Source organism: Clavibacter michiganensis (assembly GCF_002151125.1).
Classification (GTDB): domain Bacteria; phylum Actinomycetota; class Actinomycetes; order Actinomycetales; family Microbacteriaceae; genus Clavibacter; species Clavibacter michiganensis_C.
Genome location: NZ_MDJZ01000005.1, coordinates 175,361 through 193,239 on the forward strand (window position 1 = coordinate 175,361; position 17,879 = coordinate 193,239).

Here is a 17,879-nt window from a genome sequence, read left to right on the forward strand (position 1 = left end):
GCCCTGTCGCCGCGCGCCGGCGTCGGACCGCGCCGGCGTCAGACCGCGACGGCGACCGAGGACGGGGCCGCGCCGGGCACCAGCCCGAGGCTCCGCGCCCGGCGCGACCGACGCGTCACGAGGTACGACACCGCGAGGCTCAGCAGCAGGAACACGGCGAGCACGCCGGCCGCTCCCCAGGCGAGGTCGGGCGCGCCGCCCGCGATGATCGCCTGCATGCCGGACGCCGCGTAGGTCAGCGGCAGGAAGGGGCTGATGGCCTGGAACGGCGCGGCCACGAGCTGGAGCGGCACCACCCCGCCGAGCGCCGCGGCCTGGACGGCCAGCAGGATCAGCGACACCACGAGCCCGGCGCGGCCGAAGGCCTGGCGGAGCAGGTAGTGGATCGCCGTGAAGGCCGCCGCGGTGACGGCCGCGAACCCGAGGGTCGCGGGCAGCAGCGCGAGGGACAGGCCGAGCGCCGCGTGCACGAGCGCCACGAGCAGCACCACCTGGGCGAGCGCGATCAGGGCGGCGCGGGCGAGCACGCGCCCCATCACGCGGCCGGTCGCCGCCGAGGAGGCGAGCAGCCGGCGGGCGGCGGGACGCAGCACGAGGAAGGTCGCGAACGCGCCGAGCCACAGGCCGACGGGCACGAAGATCGCGGCGATCGCGTCGCCCGGGCTGCCGATCTCGTTCTCGCGCTCCACCGTCAGGCCGACCGGATCCGCGACGACGCCCGATGCGGACGCGGCCTGGTCGGCGTCGAGCGACGGGATCTGCTCCGCGCCCTGGCTGAGCCCGGTGCCGAGCTCGGTCGCGCCGGAGGACAGCGCGTCCGCGCCGGTCGCGAGGTCGCCCGCGCCCGTGGCCGCGGAGGTCGTGCCCGTGCGGAGCTGGCCGAGCCCGTCGCTGAGCTGGCGGGCGCCGGAGACGAGCGCGCCGCCGTTGGCCGCGAGCTGCGACGCGCCGGACGCGCTCTGGCCGATGCCCTGCTGGACGCCCTGGATCCCGGCGGCCGCCTGGGTCGCGAGGGTCCGCCCCTGCGCCGCGTACTGGTCGAGCCCCTGCTCGAGCGGCTGGAGCTGCGCGGCGAGCGGTGCGGTCTGCGGGTCGGCCGACAGCTGCTGCCGGATCCCCTGCACCTGGGCCGCGATCTGCCCCGCCCCGCCCGCGTACTGACCGACCCCGTCGGACACCTGCGAGAGGCCCGCGGCCCCCGCCTGCAGCTGGTCGAGCCCCGAGGAGAGCTGCGAGACCCCGCCCGTGTAGGTGCCGAGGCCGTCGGCGAGCTGCGATGCGCCCTGCTGCGACTGCCCGACCCCGTCGCCGAGCTGCGTGATCCCGTCGCCGAGCGAGGTCGCGCCCTGCGAGAGCTGCGTGGCGCCGTCGGCGAGCTGGTCGGCTCCGTCGCCCGCGTCGGTCAGCGAGCCCTTGAGCCCGTCGAAGGTCGTGTAGATGCCGGAGACGAACTGCGAGGTGATCGCGTTGCCGAACACGCTCGTCATGCCGACGCCCACGGCCTGCGTCGCGGCGCCCGTCAGGTAGCCGTGCGCGTCGTCCGTCTTCACGCTGATCTGCGCGCGCTCGGGGGTCTCGGTCGACAGGGAGACGATGGAGGCGGAGAAGTCCTCCGGCACGGTCAGCACCGCGTAGACCTCGCCGTCGTCGAGCATGCGCTCGGCCTCGTCGGCGTTGGTGATGGTCCAGTCGAAGGCCTGGTTGTCGTCGGAGGTGAGCTGCGTGACGAGCAGGCGGCCGGCGAGCACGGGCGACTCGGTGCCGTCGGGCGCCGTCTGCTGCACGATCTCGTCCTGGTTGACGATCGCGGCGGGCACCCGCTCGACGCCCTCCGTGACGTCCGAGAGCGAGCCGATGAAGAGGCCGGCGACCGCGAGGGGCACGATCGCGACGAGGGCGACGGCGAGCCGTCGGCGTACGGAGCGGGTGGTCATCGGCGGGTCTCCTTGCCGGTCGTGACGGGCTGGTCGATGTCGGTGCGGTCGCCGGCGAGGTCGTCGCCCGCGTCCGGCGCGTCCGGCGCGTCGTCCGCGGCGAGGCGGAGGCGCACGGTCGGGCGGCCGGGGATCCCGTGCTCGTCCGGGAACCACGGCGCGCCCAGGACGACGGTCGTGCTCTCGTGCACGAGCGCGGGCAGGGCGGCGAGGAACGCGCGCTCGGCGGCGGCGTCCGGGAAGGGGTCCACCACGTCGAGCACGAGCACGGGGGCGCGTCCCGAGGCGGCCATCGCGGTGAGGGCGATGGCGCGCTCGAGCGGGAGCAGGGATCCGACGGGGTCGTCGGCGGCGATGCGACCGGATCCCGCGGCGTCGGCCGCCTGGTCGATCCGCGCGAGCCACTCCGCCCGCCGCGCCCGGGCGCCGCGGCGGCGGCCCATCGGCTCGGACAGGTCGATGCGCTCGGCCAGGAGGTCGCCGACGGTGACGCCCGAGTCGACGCGGTCGACGCGGCCGAGGTCGGCCATGGCGACGCTCGTGAGCACGCGGCCGGCCTCGGAGGCGAGCGGGTGGCCGGCGACGTGCGCGCGGCCGGACAGCGGCGCGAGCCGGGCGCCCAGCGTCGCACCGAGGAGGCGGCGGTCGGCGACCTCGCCCTCGACGAGCACGAGGGATCCGGCCGGCGCGCTGAGGTCGACGGGCAGGAGCCGGCGACCCGGCGCGCCCACGACGAGCCGCTCGGCCGCGACGGCGGCGCCGGACGCGTGCGCCCAGTCGACGTCGTCCTGGTGCTCGCGGAGGCCCTCGCCCTCGATGTCCACGTCCGGCAGGATCCGGTCGAGCCAGCGCGGGATCCACCACGCCCGCTTCCCGAGCAGCGCCATGGCGGCGGGCACCAGGGTCATGCGCACGAGGAACGCGTCGAAGAAGATGCCGACCGCGAGGCCGAGCGCGATGGTCTTGATCACGCCCGCGCCCTCGGGCACGAACGCCGCGAAGACGAAGAACATGATGAGCGCGGCCGCCGTCACGACGCGCGCCGCGCCCGAGAAGCCCGTGACGATGGCGCGCCTCGCGTCGCCGTGGTGCACGAAGTCCTCGCGCATCCCGGAGACGAGGAACACCTCGTAGTCCATGGCGAGCCCGAACAGGATCGCCATGAGGAGGATCGGCATGAAGCTGAGGATGGGGCCGGGCGTCACGCCGAGCACGTCGGCGAACAGGCCGTCCTGGAAGATCAGGACCACGGTGCCGAACGAGACGATGACGCTCAGCAGGAAGCCGACCGCGGCCTTGACGGGCACGAAGATCGAGCGGAACACGATCATCAGCAGGATGATCGACAGCCCCACCACGACGATGCCGAACGGCACGAGCGCCTGGTCGAGCCGCTGCGAGATGTCGTTCTGCACGGCCGTGGTGCCCGTGACGGACACGCGCGTGTCGTAGCGGTCCTGCAGCCCGGGCGCGAGGTCGCGGATGGACTGCATGAGCGCCGTCGTCTCCGCCGACTCGGGCGCGCTGTCCGGCACGACCTGGATGATCGCGGTGTCGACCGACGGGTTCGGCGTGCCGGTGCCGACGAAGGCAACGTCGTCGAGGCCGCGGATCTCGTCGCCGATGTCCCCCAGCACCCCGATCGGGTCGGTGGTCTGCGTGATGTCGACCAGCACGACGAGCGCGCCGTTGTAGCCCGGGCCGAACGCGTCCGAGACGGTGTCGTACGCGACGCGGCTGGTGGATCCGGCGGGGTCGGTCGCCCCGCTCGGCAGCCCCAGCTGCAGCTGCGACGCGGGGACGGCGAGGAGGCCGGCGATGCCGACGACGATGACGACGGGGATGATCGGCACCTTCGTGACGATCTTCACCCAGCGCGCGCCGAGCGTGCGCTGGGTGCCCTCGGCCTGCGCCTTCGCGCGGCGCGCGGCCCGCGAGCCCTCCTTCGGCCGGAGCCGCTCGCCCGCGAACCCGAGCATCGCGGGCAGCAGGGTCGTCGCGACGCCCATGGCGAGCAGCACGGCGAACGCCGCGCCGAGGCCCATGACCGTGAGGAACGGGATCTGGACCACGAGCAGCCCGAGCAGCGCGATGATCACGGTCACTCCCGCGAAGATCACGGCGCTGCCCGCGGTCGCCACCGCGGTCGCCGCCGAGCGCTCGACGGGCATGCCGTTGGCGAGCTGCGTGCGGTGCCGCATGAGGATGAAGAGGGCGTAGTCGATGCCGACCGCCAGGCCGATCATCACGGCGAGCAGCGGCGACGCGCTCGACACAGTGACGAACCTCGCGGCGGCGAGCAGCGCGCCCGCGGACGCCGCGACGCCGACCAGCGCGCCGATGAGCGGCAGCCCGGCCGCGAGCATCGACCCGAAGGTGAGCACGAGCACGAGGCCCGCGAACAGCACGCCGAACGCCTCCGTGACCGTGACGCCGTAGTGGATGTCCTGGAAGACCTGCCCCCCGAACGAGACGGTGAGGCCGGCGTCCGTCGCGGCCTGCGCCGACTCCTTCAGCGCGTCGAGCGTGGCGGTCGTCACCTGGTCGCTCTGCCCGGCGAACTGGACGGTCGTGATCGCCACGGTGCCGTCGTCGGACACCGCGTCGGTCGCGTACTCGGAGAAGGGCGAGAGCGCCGTCTCGACGCCGTCGACCTCGCCCGCGGCCGTCGCGGTCGCCTCGATGGCGGCCTTCGGGCCGTCGTCGGTGACCCTCTCGCCGGCCGGCGCCTCGGTCACGATCTGCGCGCTCGCGCCCGCGGCCTGCGGGAACACGGCGGCGAGCCGGTCGATCGCCTCCTGCGACTCGGTGCCCGGGATCGAGAACGACTCCTGGGTCTTCCCGCCGAGCGCGAGGCCGCCGCCCAGCAGGATGCCGAGGACGAGGATCCACGCGGCGACGACGCGCCACGGGTGGAGGAACGAGATCCGGCCGAGCCGGTACAGAAGCGTGGCCATGGGCTTGTGGCTCTCCTTGCGTGGGGGCGTGCTGATGCGGTGCGGGGTCAGGCGGAGCGGGTGCCGAGGGGGGCGAGGAGCTCCCCCACGACCACGACGAGAGCAGCCCTGATCTCGTCGTCGGGCAGCGGTTCGTTGGTGGACCAGTCGTCGCTCGCGGCGAGGATGTACGCCGCGCCGCCGAGGGCGACGCCGAAGCGCAGCTGGTCCAGGGTGCTGTCGAGCGCACCGGCGGTCTCGCCCAGCGTGCGCACGAGGTCGTTCGCCCGCTCGATCACGGCGAGGTGCCCGAGCGAGCGGCCCTGCGTGATGAAGAGGGCCACCTCGTGCCGGTGCAGCAGGAGGAAGTCGATGAAGCGCTCGACGAACCCGCGACGCGCGTCGGCGTCGCCCTGGATGGAGTCGGCCCGGTCGATGATCTCGGCGAGCGCGTCGATCGTCGGCTCGAGCAGGGCGTCGAGCAGCGCCTCCTTGGAGGCGAAGTGGTACAGCACGCTCGACTTGGAGTACCCCGCCTCGTCCGCGATCTGCTGCAGCGACGTCGCCTGGAACCCGTCGCGGGCGAAGCGCGCCGCGGCGATGGGGCGCAGCTCGTCGCTCGCGGATGCGCGGGGGGTCCTGGTCACCCGGCGAGCCTATGCCGACCGATCGGTCAGGTCCTGCACGATCGGTCAGACTGCCAGCCGCCTGACAGGTGGGGACGCCCGGTCAGCGGGTGAGGACGAAGGCCAGCATCGCGAGCCCGACCGTGAGGGGAGCGACCACGAGGCCGAGCAGCACGTACCGCGACCACCGGATGTGCACGCCCATGCTCACGAGCCGCTCGTGCCAGAGCAGCGTGGCGAGCGACGCCCACGGCGTGACGAGCGGACCGGCGTTGACGCCCACGAGGATCGCGACGAGCCGCTCCGGGGATCCCGCGACGGGCTCGAGCGCGAGGTACGCCGGCAGGTTGTCCACCGCGTTGGCGCTCAGCGTCGCGACGCCGGCGAGCCGGAACAGCGCGGCGGCGTCCTGGCCCTGCCCCGAGACCGCGGCCATCACGGCCGTGAGCCCGAGCGACTGCGCCGCCTCCATGACGATGAAGAGACCCGAGGCGAACACCACGAGCTGCCACGGGAGCAGACCCAGTCGAAGCACGCGCGGGCGGCGGACGGCGGTGAGGATCGCGAGCACGACGGCGGCGGCGAGCGCGGGGATCCACACCTCGACGCCGGAGACGAGCGCCGGCACCAGCAGCCCCACCACCACGGCGCTGCCCACGAGCAGGACGCGGTCGGTCGGCGCGGTCGTCGCCCCGACCTCGTAGCGCGTGAAGAGGTCCCTGCGGTGGATCACGAGGATCGCGAGCACGGGCACCGCGATGGCGACGAGCGCGGGTGCGACCGTGAGCGCCGCGAACCCGGCGGGGCCCAGACCGCCGAGCTCGTGCTCGGCGAGCAGGTTGGTGAGGTTGGACACGGGCAGCAGGAGCGACCCCGTGTTGGCGAGCCACACCGTCGTGAGCGCGAACGGCAGCGGCGGCAGCCCGCAGTGCCGCGCGAGCACGACCACCACGGGCGTGAGCAGCACGGCCGTGGTGTCGAGCGACAGGAAGATCGTGCAGAGGCAGGCGAGCACGACGGTCGCGAGCCAGAGCGCCCAGGTGCGTCCGCACCCGAGGCCCGCGGCGCGCTCGGCGATCCAGGTGAACAGGCCCGCCTCGCTCGCGAGCTCGGTGACCACGGTGATCGCGACCACGAAGAGGAGGATCGGCCAGACCCGCTCGGTGAGGACGCCGAGGTCGTCGAGCGGGAGGGCTCCGGTGGCCACGGCGACGGCGCCGACGACGAGGAGCACCACCCCGATGAGGGCTGTGCGCACGGGCGCCTCCTGTCTGATCCGCGATCACTGTACTCATGGCCCGCCGTGCGTCCGCGCGGGCTGCGGAGAGGGGACGCCGCGCGCGACGTGACGCCGCCGGCCGGCCACGCGCCGTCGGACGCGGGGGCCGGATCCCGGTACCGTGGAAGCACACTGGGAGGTGTCATGCGCAAGTACATCCTGAACGGCAGCGTCCTCAGCGCCCTCGTGGGCGGCTGGAGCACCATGCAGACGACCCGTCGGGGTCCGCGCGACTGGAAGCTCGGCCTCATGTGGCTCAGCTGGGCCATCACCGTGGCCATCGCGGTCGGCACCGTCGTCGAGGACTCGCGCGACGGGCAGCTCGGCAACTAGCCGGCCACACCTGCGACGCGCACGCCCTCCGGGGCGTGCGCGTCAGTCGTGCGTGCGCCAGCGGTCGCCGTCGACCTCGAGGTCGATGCGCTCCGCGTCCGGGACGGTCGAGATCGGCCCGGTGAACTGGCTCGCGCGCGAGTCGCCCTGCGCCGTCCCCGAGAACAGGCCGGTCGGCTCGTCCTCGGCCGCGCGCCGTCCCCCGCGGGGACCGTCGGCCCGCTCGCGCGGATCCACCATCTGCACGCGCGTGCGCGGCAGCGACTGCGGGCTCTGCTCGTGCAGGAACGCGACGAGGCGCTCGCGCACGAGGCAGCGCAGGTCGAACAGCGTGGGCGCGTCGACGGCGGAGACCAGCACGCGGATCCGGACGAAGCCGCCCGTCGCGTCCGTCACCTGGAGCACGGAGACGCGGCCGTCCCAGAGGTCGGTCGTGGCGAGCACGCGGTCGAGCTCCTCGCGCATGCTGCCGGGCGTCGCGCGCCAGTCCAGGTCGAGCTCCACCGCCCCCAGCAGCTCCGACTTGGTGCGGGTCCAGTTCTGGAACGGCGTGGTCGTGAAGTAGGTTGACGGCAGCACCATCCGCCGGTCGTCCCAGATGTGGACGACCACGTAGGTCAGCGTGATCTCCTCCACGCGTCCCCACTCGGTCTCGACGATCACGACGTCGTCCACCCGGATCGCGTCGCTGAAGGCGAGCTGCATCCCCGCGAACACGTTGGCGAGCGTCGACTGGGCCGCGAGGCCGGCGACGATCGACACGAGGCCCGCCGAGGCGAGGACGCTCGCGCCCGCCGTGCGGGCGCCCGGGAAGGTGAGGAGGATCGCGCCGATCGCGATGACCACGATCGCCACCACCGTGAGCCGCCGGATGATGAGCACCTGCGTGCGCACCCGGCGCGCGACCCGGTTGTCGGCGACGTCGACGCGGTAGCGGCTGAGCCCGAGGTCCTCGAAGAAGATGGCGAGCGCGCAGACGAACCACGCGGCCGCGACGATCGTGATCACGTGCAGCAGGTGGCCCAGCCCGTCGCGCACCTCGCCCGGCGCCATGGAGGCGCGGAGCGCGATCCAGACGGCGAGCACCACGAGGAGCACGCGGAAGGGGCGGCGGGCGCGGGCGACGAGCTGCGCCGCCCACTCCCGACGGCGGGCGACGACGCGGACGGCGAGGGCGACGACGGCGGTGACGAGCAGCGCGGCGGCCACGGCGGCGAGCAGCGTGACGGTCACGGCCACGGCGGGCACGGCGAGCAGGGCGGGCAGGTCCACGGATCCTCCGGACGGGTCGGGCGGGTCGGGCGGACCGCGCTGTCCGGGACGTCCAGTCTCGCAGGCGCTCCCCGGCCGCGAGCCGGGAGCCGCGCGGGACGCGGGCCGCGGGCCGCGCGGCGGAGCGCGACCAGGGGCGCGTCGCGACGCCCCCGCCCCGGGATCACCGGCGTGTCGCGGGCGAACCCGGGCGTGTCGCGCACGAGGATGATCCTGATCGCGGCGGTGCGATCGGGGAGGCCGTGGATCATGTTCCGGTGGCGCAGAGGCAAGTCCGTCCCGACCGAGGCCGCGCCCGCGGCGTCCGACCCGAGGCCGCTGGGTCGCGGATCCGCCGACGGGCCCTCCACCCCGCCGCCCGTCGTCTCGACCGCCACCGGCGAGCTGGCGGCGATCGCCGCGCGGCTCCACGGCGGCCCCGTGCGGCCTACCCACGTCCCGGCGCACAAGGCCGAGCCCGACGAGCCGACCGCCAGGACGGCAGGCGCCGCCGCGGGCGCAGCCGACGCGAGCGCCGCGCCCTACGCCGTCCCCGAGCCGGACCTCCGCCCGCTGGCCCTCGTCGTGCAGGCCGCGCTCGCGCACCACTTCGGCCCCGACGGCGCGTGGGCGCTCGTCCGCCGCACCCCCGACACGACCGCCGGCTTCTTCGACGAGCTCATGACGGCGCACATCGCCCGCGACGTGGCGCTCGCCCTGGGCGCCTCCCCCGCCACGGCCGGGCTGCCGCTCGAGGACGCCCGGGCGACGGGATCCCCCGAGCGCGGCACGCCCGCGCGCCAGGATGCGGTGGCCCGCGAGCTCGCCGTCTTCGACGCGGACCCGTTCGACGACGTCATGGCCGCGCTGGCCGGCGACCGGCGCCGCGTCCCCGCGACGCTCCGGTCGATGCGCAGGGCCTAGGCGCCCACCGGCCGACGCGGGGGCGTCAGCCCTTCGGCGCGATCTGCGGGCCGTCCCACGGCCCCGCGGATCCCGCCGGGTACTCCTCGAGCGGCACCTCGCCCGCGCGCCATGCGGCGACGACCGGCTCGACGATGCGCCAGCACTCCTCGGCCGTGTCGCCGCGGACCGAGAGCGCCTCGTCCTCCGAGATGATGCCGTCGATGACCTGCCCGTACGGCGGCAGGTCCCCCGGGTCGAACGCGGTGACGAGCTCGGCGCGGTCGATCACGTCGGGGTCGGCCGGGCCGTTGACGTTGAGCTCCAGGTGCAGCTCGTCGGGCGCGAGGAGGATGCGGATCCGGTCGGGCTCGTGCGCGCCCGAGAGCCCGGTGGGCACGTGCGGCGCGGGTTGGAAGGTCACGACGATCTCGCGCCGGTGGTCCTGCAGCGCCTTGCCGGAGCGCAGCCGGAACGGCACGCCCGCCCAGCGCCAGTTCGCGATCTCGACGGTCATCTCGGCGAGCGTCTCCGTGCCGCGGTCGGGATCCACGCCCGCCTCGTCGGCGTACGCCGGCAGCTCGCGCCCCTCCACGGCGCCGGCCGCGTACCGGGCACGACGCGACGACGCCACCGGGTCGCCGCCCCACGGCCGCGTCGCCCGGAGCACGAGCGCCTTCTGGTCGCGCACGTCGCGCGCGGAGGTGGTGGCGGGCGCCTCCATCGCGAAGACGGCCATCACCTGCAGGAGGTGGCTCTGGATCATGTCGGCCAGCGCTCCCGCGCCGTCGTAGTAGCGGGCGCGGCCCTCGAGGGCGAGCTGCTCGTCGTAGACGATCTCGACGCTCGCGATGTGCTGCGCGTTCCACACGGGCTCGAGCAGCCGGTTCGCGAAGCGCAGCCCGAGGAGGTTCCGCACCGTGGACCGGCCGAGGAAGTGGTCCACCCGGTGCGTGCGCTCCTCGGGGACGAGCGTCGCCAGGAGGCGGTTGAGCGCTCGGGCGCTCGCGAGGTCGGTGCCGAAGGGCTTCTCCAGCGACAGCGACGTGCCCTCGGGCAGCGTGATCCGGGTCATGGCCTCGCACGCCTTCTCCGTCACCGCGGGCGGGAGCGCGAAGTAGACCGCGGGCGCGGCCTCGCACGCGGCGAGCAGCCGCTCGAGGTCGGCCTCCGCGGTGACGTCGGCGGCCTGGTACGTGGTGCCCGCGAGCACGCGGTCGACGGCGGGTCCCTCGGCGCCGAGCGACGCGAAGGAGGTGCGGACGACCTCCCGCCACCGCTCGTCGTCCCACTCCTCGGTGCCGGCGCCGACCAGCTGGAGGTCGAGGTCGGGGCGGAGCGCGAGGAGCTCGCCGAGGCCGGGCAGGAGGAGGCGTGCGGAGAGGTCCCCGCTGGCGCCGAGGACGAGGAGCGTGGAGGTCGCGGGCATGCGGCCAGGCTACGCGCGGCGGCAGGGAGCCGTCAGGGCGCCGTGGGACCATGGCGCATGGCCATGCGCATCGAGGACTACGCACTCATCGGGGACTGCCACACGGGAGCGCTGGTCGGCCGCGACGGCTCCATCGACTGGCTGTGCCTCCCGCGGTTCGACTCCGCCTCCATGTTCGGGGCGCTCCTCGGCACGGACGAGCACGGATCATGGCGCCTCGCCCCGGCGCATCCCGACGCCTCGGTGTCGATGCGCACCTACCTCGGCAACACGTTCGTCCTCTGGACCCGGTGGGAGACCCCCGACGGCGCCGTCGAGGTCACCGACTTCATGTCCATGGGCGACCGGCGGGCGGACGTCGTCCGGCGCGTCCGCGGGATCAGCGGCACGGTCCGGATGCAGGGCGACCTCCGCCTGCGCTTCGGCTACGCGACGGCCCTGCCGTGGATCCGCAAGCTCGACGACGGCGACCCGCGCCTCGTCGCCGTGGCCGGCCCCGACGCCGTGGTCGTCCGCGGCCCCGAGCTCACCGCGACGAACCACCACCACGGCGTGGCCTTCGACGTCGCGGCCGGCGAGACCGTCGACCTCACGCTCACCTGGTACCCCTCGCACCGCAGCGAGCCTCCCGCGTTCGACGTGGACGCGGCCCTGGAGCACACGACCGAGTGGTGGGAGAGCTGGGCGAGCTCCATCGAGCACGCCGGCCCGCACCAGGCCGCCGTCCGCCGGTCCCTGCTGGTGCTCCGCGCGCTCACCCACGAGGACACGGGCGGCATCGTCGCCGCCGCGACCACGAGCCTCCCCGAGCAGTTCGGCGGATCCCGCAACTGGGACTACCGCTACGTCTGGCTCCGCGACGCGTCGCTCACCCTCGAGGTGCTGCTCGCGCACGGCTTCGACGACGAGGCCGACGAGTGGCGCACGTGGCTCCTGCGGGCCATCGCGGGGGATCCGGGCGACGTGCAGATCATGTACGGCCTGAGCGGCGAGCGGTACCTCCCCGAGCGCGACCTCGACAGCCTCCCCGGCTACCAGGGGTCGGGTCCGGTGCGCGTGGGCAACGGCGCGTTCGAGCAGTACCAGGCCGACGTGATCGGCGAGGTGATGCTCGCGCTCCAGGCGGCGCGCGACGCCGGCGTCGGCGAGACCGAGTTCTCCTGGCCGCTGCAGCGCGCGCTCATCGGCTTCGTCGAGGAGAACTGGGAGCGGCAGGACAGCGGCATCTGGGAGATCCGCGGCGCCGAGCAGCACTTCACGCACTCGCGGGCGATGATCTGGGCCGCGCTCGACTGCGCGGTGCAGGGCGTCGAGCGGCACGGGCTCGACGGGCCCGTGGAGCAGTGGAAGGACCTGCGCGACCGGGTGCGCGACGAGATCCTCGACAGGGGCGTGGATCCCGCGACCGGCGCCTTCCGCCAGCACTACGGCACGACCGAGGTCGACGCCTCGCTCCTGATCCTCGCCCAGGCCGGCTTCTGCGCCTACGACGACCCGCGCATGCTCGCGACCGTCGAGGTGATGGAGCGGACCCTCATGCACGAGGGCTTCCTGCTGCGCTACGACACGAGCGCGGGCGTCGACGGCCTGCCTGCGGGCGAGTACCCGTTCCTCGCCTGCTCGTTCTGGCTCGTCGAGCAGTACGCCCGGTCCGGCCGCGAGGCCGACGGACGCGAGCTGATGGACCGGCTGGTCGCCCTGTCCAACGACGTCGGCCTGCTCTCCGAGGAGTACGACCCGGTCGGCCGGCGCCAGGCGGGCAACGTGCCGCAGGCGCTGTCGCACCTCGCGCTCGTGCGGGCGGCGGATGCGCTGGAGGCCGCGGCCGCCGCGCACCCCGACGACCTCGACTGCGCGCACCAGGACGGGAGCGCCGCCCTGGCCCACGCCGAGGCGGCGCGCGGCGACTCCGTCCCGGCGGCCTGACCCGGGGCGCTCGGGGCACCCGTCAGAGCGCGTCGAGGAAGCCCGCCACCGCGGGCAGCGCGTCGGGGTGGCGCGGGGTGTCGGCGTGCGTGGCGCCCGCGAGCTCCACGAACGCGGCGTCCGGTCGGAGCGCCTTCACCTGGTGCGCGGCGCGGAGGCGCTCGGGATCGCGCGTGCCCGCCACGAGCAGCAGCGGCACCGCGGATCCCGCGACGACGGCGTCGGGCACGCCGGCGTCCCGCTCCGACTCGCGCATGTACGCGGCGAGCGCCCGGGCGTCGTCCGCGAGGAACGCCCCGCGCGTCGCGGGGTCCACGGGGCGCCCGGCGTGCCGCTCCCACGCGTCGAGGAAGCCGGGCATGCCGCCCGTCTCCAGCGTGGCGATGCAGCCGGGGAAGAACACGCGGTCGAAGACGCCCACGCCGCTGCGCGGGGATCCGCCGAGGCTCGACGCGGACAGCAGCCGGTCGGGGTGGGTCGCGGCCAGCGAGAAGCCGACCCGCGCGCCGAGGCTGTAGCCCACGTGGTGCACGACGTCTACGCCCGCCGCGTCGAGCACGGCCACGACGTCGGCGACCATGAGGTCCATCGCGTAGGCCGCGGGCTCGTGCGGCGTGCCGCTGCGGCCGTGTCCGCGGAGGTCGAGCGTGATCACCCGTCGCGTCGGCGACAGGCCGCGCACCCAGCCGGATCCGCGCCAGACCGCCTGCGAGAGGGCCGTGCCGTGCACGAGCACGACGGGCGCGTGGGCCGGGTCGCGCGGATCCTCGTCGGCCGGCCGGGCGCCGAACGACCGGTAGGCGATGCGCGTGCCGTCGAGGGGGTTGGTCGCGGTGTCCACGGGGATCCAGGGTACCCAGCCGCGATCCCCGCCCTTCCGGGCGGGGATCGCGGGCGGGTGCGCGGCGGGCTAGGCGGACGCGCCGTCCTCGTCCTCGTCCGTGCGGTGCGGGGTGTCCTCCTCGGGCTCGAAGTGGTCGTTCCCGCCGTCGTGGCCGGCCGCGACGCCCGTCGCGCCCGCCGGGATCGTCCCGTCGCCGCCGAGGGCCTCGTCGTCGTGCGCGTCGGAAGTGCCGTCGTGGTGGGTCATGTCCGTGCCTCCTCTGGTCGCGCGGCCCGTGCCCGCGTCGTCGCGGGTGCATCGCGGCCGGCGATGTCCTCCCATCCTGCCCGGCCGGACCGCGCGCGTGCCCCGCCGTGTCCGGCTGCGGCCGCCTCGCAGCATCCCGTCACGCGCGCCCGCTCGTTAGCAGGACTAATGAGCTAGCCTAAGCACATGCCCGACTCCCCCGACCTCAGCCAGAGCCTGCGCGCGGGCGTCATGCGCCTCGCGCGCCGGCTCCGCGCCGAGAAGGCCGACCACGAGCTGAGCGACAGCCAGTTCGTCGTGCTCGCCCTGCTGCTCCGCGACGGACCCACGAGCCCGGGGAGGCTGGCCGAGATCGAGCGCGTCACCGCCCCCAGCATGAACCGCACGGTCAACTGCCTGGTCGAGGCCGGCTACGCCGAGCGCTCCCCCGCGCCGGACGACGGCCGCCGCGTCACGGTGTCCGTCACGGATCCCGGCCGCCGGGTCGTGCAGGAGACCCGACGGCAGCGGAACGCCTGGCTGTCCCTCCGCCTCGCGGAGCTCACCCCCGCCGAGCGCGCCACCCTCGGCGACGCCGCCGCCCTCCTCGGCCGCATGGCCGCATCGTGAGCGCCGTCTTCCGCAGCCTCCGCGCGCCGAACTACCGCATCTGGTTCGCGGGCGCCCTCGTCTCCAACGTCGGCACGTGGATGCAGCGCACCGCCCAGGACTGGATCGTCCTCACCGAGCTCACCCGCTACGACGCGACGGCCGTGGGCATCGTCATGGCCCTGCAGTTCGGCCCCATGCTCCTGCTGTCCCCCTACGCCGGCCTCATCGCCGACCGCTACGACAAGCGGCGCGTGCTGATGATCACGCAGGGCACCATGGCGGTCCTCGGCCTCGGGCTCGGCCTGGTGGTGCTCTCGGGCCGAGCCGAGCTCTGGCACGTCTACCTCTTCGCGCTGCTGCTGGGCGTCGCGTCGGCGCTCGACGCCCCCGCCCGCCAGTCCTTCGTCTCCGAGCTCGTGTCCGACGACGACCTGTCGAACGCCGTCGCCCTCAACTCGGCGTCCTTCAGCGCGGCGCGCATGATCGGGCCGGCCGTCGCGGGCGTGCTCATCGCGGGCGTCGGCACCGGCTGGGTCTTCCTCATCAACGCCGTGAGCTTCGTCGCCGTGCTGATCGCGCTCACGCGGCTGCGCGTCGGCGAGCTCCGCCGTCCCGAGCGCGTCGCCCGGTCCCGCGGCCAGCTGCGCGAGGGCTTCCGCTACATCGGCGGCCGGCCGGACATCATGGTGATCCTGGTGATCGTGTTCCTCGTCGGCGCGTTCGGCTACAACTTCCCGATCTTCACCTCCACGATGGCGAGCGTCGAGTTCGGCAAGGGGGCCACCGAGTTCGGGCTGCTCTCCTCGAGCCTCGCCGTGGGATCCGTCGCCGGCGCGCTGCTGTCGGCCCGGCGCGAGCGGCCGCGGATCCGGCTGGTGTTCGTGGGCGCCGCGCTCTTCGGGCTCGCGACGGCGCTGGCGGCCGTCGCCCCCACCTACCTGCTCTTCGCCGGCGCCCTCGTGATCGTGGGGGTCGTGTCGCAGACGCTCATGACGAGCGCCAACAGCACGGTCCAGCTCACGGTGGAGCCGCGCATGCGGGGCCGCGTGATGGCCGTCTACATGGCGATCTTCGTCGGCGGCACCCCGCTCGGCGCGCCGATCGTGGGCTGGGTCGCGAACACCTGGGGCCCGCGTGCGGCCGTCATGGTGGGAGCGGCCAGCGGCATCATCGCCGCCCTCATCGCCGTCGCCTGGCTCGTCCTGCACCGGCACCTGCGCGTCTCGTACCGGATCCGCCGCACGCCGCACCTGCTCGTCACGCACGACGGCGACGGGCGCGACCGCCGGGAGGACGCGCGCGAGGACATCGAGGCGGACGAGGCGGTCGCCCGCCGCACCTGACTCGCGGCGCGCGCGTCCCGTGTCGTCGACGCGGCCTCAGGGAGCGGGGGCCGGGGTGGCGCTCGGCGGCACGTACCCGACGTCGTCGAGGCAGTAGTCGAGGAACGCGCTCGTCGCGCGCAGGTACTGCCCGGTGTCGAGCGACGCCCCGTCCGTGTCGGCTCCCGAGCGCAGGGCGTCCAGCTCGTCGACGATCGTCGAGAACGACGTGACGAGCGGCTGCATGTTCTCGGGCGCCATGCCGGCGAGCGCCGCGTCGCCCTGCTTCACGCGGTCGAGGAGGGTCGGATCCACCGCCTTCCCGTCGCCGAGCGCCTGCACGAGCTTCGTGGAGTCGGGCAGCACCTGCGCCAGCGTCGAGCACGTGGCGAGCTCGTCCTCCGTCGGCGGGCCGGGGGCGCGCGTCACGCTCGGCTCGGGGCTCGCGCTGCCGCCGGATCCCGCTTCCGCGCCCGCGTCGGCGGGTGCGCTGGCGGCGGGCGGCGTCGTCTCGGGGGCGGGCTGCCCCCCGTCCGTCGTGCACCCCGCGAGCAGGAGCGCCCCCGCCGCCACCGCGACCACCGGCGCCCAGGATCGCGGCGGGCGAGCGGTTCGGTGCGTGCGGGACATGCGGGCCTCCTCGGCGCCTATCACAGGTGGACTGCCCCACGGAAGTCGATGGACGCGGGTGTCAGCGCGGATGTCCCGCGGCACTACCGTATTCGGATGACTCGAAGCGACAGCGACCGCAGCACCGTCACGCCGGATCCGGAGTTCGTGGCGCAGGACTTCAGCCACGAGCAGGAGGGCTACCAGCACGGGTTGAAACCCCGCCAGCTCCAGATGATCGCCATCGGCGGGGCGATCGGCACCGGGCTCTTCCTCGGCGCCGGCGGCCGCCTGGCCTCCGCGGGTCCCGCCCTCGCGATCGTCTTCCTGATCTGCGGCGTCTTCGCCTTCTTCATCCTCCGCGCGCTCGGCGAGCTGGTGCTGCACCGCCCGAGCTCCGGATCCTTCATCTCCTACGCCCGCGAGTTCTTCGGCGAGAAGTTCGCCTACGCCGCGGGCTGGATGTACTTCCTCAACTGGGCGACCACCGCGATCGTCGACGTGACAGCCGTGGCGCTCTACATGCACTACTGGTCGGCGTTCACCGCGGCGCCGCAGTGGCTGCTCGCCCTCATCGCCCTGGCCATCGTGCTCGCTCTGAACCTCGTCGCGGTGAAGGTCTTCGGCGAGATGGAGTTCTGGTTCGCGCTCGTGAAGGTCGCCGCCCTCGTCGTCTTCCTCATCGTGGGCATCGTCTGGCTCGCCTGGAGCTTCCCCGTCACGGTCGGCGGCGCCGAGGTCCAGACCGGCTGGACCGTGCTGCAGCAGAACGGCGGCGTCTTCCCGCAGGGTCTCGTCCCCGTGGTGCTCGTCGTGCAGGGCGTCGTCTTCGCCTACGCCGCGATCGAGCTCGTCGGCACCGCGAGCGGCGAGACGCAGGACGTGGAGAAGGTCATCCCCCGCGCCATCAACTCCGTCGTCTTCCGCATCGCGATCTTCTACGTCGGATCCATCGTGCTGCTCTCGCTCCTGCTCCCCTACACGGCCTACAGCGCCGACCAGAGCCCGTTCGTGACGTTCTTCTCCAGCCTCGGGTCGCCCGAGGTGGGCGCGATCGCCGGATCCGTCATGAACTTCGTCGTGCTGACCGCCGCCATGTCGAGCCTGAACGCGGGCCTCTACAGCACGGGCCGCGTGCTCCACTCCATGGGCATGAACGGCTCCGCGCCGCGGTTCACCACCGTCATGTCGAAGGGCGGCGTGCCCTTCGGCGGGATCCTCCTCACCGGCTCCATCACCCTGCTCGGCGTCGCCCTCAACGCCGTCGTGCCCGACCAGGCGTTCGAGATCGTGCTGAACGTCGCCGCGCTCGGCATCGTGGCGGGCTGGGCCACCATCATCCTGTGCCAGATGCGCCTGCGTGCGTGGGCGAAGCAGGGCAAGGCGAAGGAGCCGACGTTCCGCCTGCCCGGCGCGCCCGTCACCTCGTGGCTCACGCTCGCGTTCCTCGTCAGCGTGCTCGTGCTCATGGCCTTCGACTGGCCGATCGGCACGCTGACCATCGCGTCCCTCGTCGTGATCATCCCGCTGCTCGTCGTGGGCTGGTACCTGCAGCGCGATCGGATCCTCGAGATCGCGCGCGTGCGCGAGGGCGTCACCGGGCCGTTCCCCGTCACCGGGCGGGACGCGGCCGACCAGCGGAAGCGCTGA

15 protein-coding genes are annotated in these 17,879 nt (G+C 74.2%); 6 read left to right on the forward strand and 9 right to left on the reverse strand.

Annotation, left to right across the window (positions count from 1 at the left end; genetic code table 11):
* Positions 1-38 precede the first annotated feature (38 nt).
* The 4 genes from BFL37_RS03440 to BFL37_RS03455 all read right to left on the reverse strand — a co-directional run bounded on the left by BFL37_RS03440 (position 39) and on the right by BFL37_RS03455 (position 6,754).
* Complete coding sequence (locus BFL37_RS03440; protein ID WP_086513762.1) at positions 39-1,934, reverse strand: YhgE/Pip domain-containing protein; 1,896 nt, start codon at positions 1,932-1,934, stop codon at positions 39-41.
* Positions 1,931-4,891, reverse strand: coding sequence for an MMPL family transporter (locus BFL37_RS03445; protein WP_086513763.1), 2,961 nt, complete (start codon positions 4,889-4,891; stop codon positions 1,931-1,933). The genes BFL37_RS03440 and BFL37_RS03445 overlap by 4 nt, the downstream gene beginning before the upstream one ends.
* A gap of 47 nt (positions 4,892-4,938) precedes the next feature.
* Positions 4,939-5,517, reverse strand: coding sequence for a TetR/AcrR family transcriptional regulator (locus tag BFL37_RS03450; protein ID WP_086513764.1), 579 nt, complete (start codon positions 5,515-5,517; stop codon positions 4,939-4,941).
* A gap of 82 nt (positions 5,518-5,599) precedes the next feature.
* A complete protein-coding gene (locus BFL37_RS03455; RefSeq protein ID WP_086513765.1) occupies positions 5,600-6,754 on the reverse strand; it encodes an SLC13 family permease in 1,155 nt (384 codons plus the stop codon).
* A gap of 165 nt (positions 6,755-6,919) precedes the next feature.
* Between BFL37_RS03455 and BFL37_RS03460 the strand changes: the two genes are divergently transcribed.
* Positions 6,920-7,108 (forward strand): hypothetical protein, encoded by a 189-nt coding sequence (locus BFL37_RS03460; RefSeq protein ID WP_086513766.1) that lies wholly within the window; start codon positions 6,920-6,922, stop codon positions 7,106-7,108.
* Positions 7,109-7,150: 42 nt separating this feature from the next.
* Here the strand turns inward: BFL37_RS03460 and BFL37_RS03465 are convergent, their stop codons facing one another.
* On the reverse strand, positions 7,151-8,380 hold the full coding sequence (locus BFL37_RS03465; protein ID WP_172403729.1) for a mechanosensitive ion channel family protein: 1,230 nt from the start codon (positions 8,378-8,380) through the stop codon (positions 7,151-7,153).
* Between the two features lie 249 nt (positions 8,381-8,629).
* On the opposite strand from BFL37_RS03465, the gene BFL37_RS03470 reads away from it, so the two are divergent.
* Positions 8,630-9,283 carry a hypothetical protein gene (locus BFL37_RS03470; RefSeq protein WP_241533831.1) on the forward strand — a complete coding sequence of 218 codons (654 nt, stop codon included), beginning with the start codon at positions 8,630-8,632 and terminating at the stop codon, positions 9,281-9,283.
* Between the two features lie 25 nt (positions 9,284-9,308).
* Here BFL37_RS03470 and BFL37_RS03475 read toward each other — a convergent pair whose 3' ends face one another.
* On the reverse strand, positions 9,309-10,691 hold the full coding sequence (locus tag BFL37_RS03475) for a glucose-6-phosphate dehydrogenase (protein WP_086513768.1): 1,383 nt from the start codon (positions 10,689-10,691) through the stop codon (positions 9,309-9,311).
* Positions 10,692-10,748: 57 nt separating this feature from the next.
* On the opposite strand from BFL37_RS03475, the gene BFL37_RS03480 reads away from it, so the two are divergent.
* On the forward strand, positions 10,749-12,617 hold the full coding sequence (locus BFL37_RS03480; protein ID WP_086513769.1) for a glycoside hydrolase family 15 protein: 1,869 nt from the start codon (positions 10,749-10,751) through the stop codon (positions 12,615-12,617).
* A 22-nt stretch (positions 12,618-12,639) separates the two neighbouring features.
* On the opposite strand, the gene BFL37_RS03485 is transcribed toward BFL37_RS03480, so the two are convergent.
* Both BFL37_RS03485 and BFL37_RS03490 read right to left on the reverse strand, forming a co-directional pair.
* Positions 12,640-13,458, reverse strand: coding sequence for an alpha/beta fold hydrolase (locus BFL37_RS03485; protein WP_086513770.1), 819 nt, complete (start codon positions 13,456-13,458; stop codon positions 12,640-12,642).
* A gap of 69 nt (positions 13,459-13,527) precedes the next feature.
* Complete coding sequence (locus BFL37_RS03490) at positions 13,528-13,707, reverse strand: hypothetical protein (RefSeq protein WP_086513771.1); 180 nt, start codon at positions 13,705-13,707, stop codon at positions 13,528-13,530.
* Positions 13,708-13,893: 186 nt separating this feature from the next.
* On the opposite strand from BFL37_RS03490, the gene BFL37_RS03495 reads away from it, so the two are divergent.
* Positions 13,894-14,316: a MarR family winged helix-turn-helix transcriptional regulator gene (locus BFL37_RS03495; protein WP_086513772.1), complete on the forward strand. Its 423-nt coding sequence runs from the start codon at positions 13,894-13,896 to the stop codon at positions 14,314-14,316.
* The gene (locus BFL37_RS03500; protein ID WP_172403730.1) at positions 14,313-15,641 is read left to right on the forward strand and encodes an MFS transporter; all 1,329 of its coding nucleotides are present in this window, start codon (positions 14,313-14,315) and stop codon (positions 15,639-15,641) included. The genes BFL37_RS03495 and BFL37_RS03500 overlap by 4 nt, the downstream gene beginning before the upstream one ends.
* 36 nt (positions 15,642-15,677) lie before the next feature.
* On the opposite strand, the gene BFL37_RS03505 is transcribed toward BFL37_RS03500, so the two are convergent.
* The gene (locus BFL37_RS03505) at positions 15,678-16,250 is read right to left on the reverse strand and encodes a hypothetical protein (RefSeq protein ID WP_086513774.1); all 573 of its coding nucleotides are present in this window, start codon (positions 16,248-16,250) and stop codon (positions 15,678-15,680) included.
* 96 nt (positions 16,251-16,346) lie between these two features.
* Here BFL37_RS03505 and BFL37_RS03510 point away from each other — a divergent pair, with 96 nt between their 5' ends.
* Complete coding sequence (locus BFL37_RS03510; RefSeq protein ID WP_086513775.1) at positions 16,347-17,879, forward strand: amino acid permease; 1,533 nt, start codon at positions 16,347-16,349, stop codon at positions 17,877-17,879.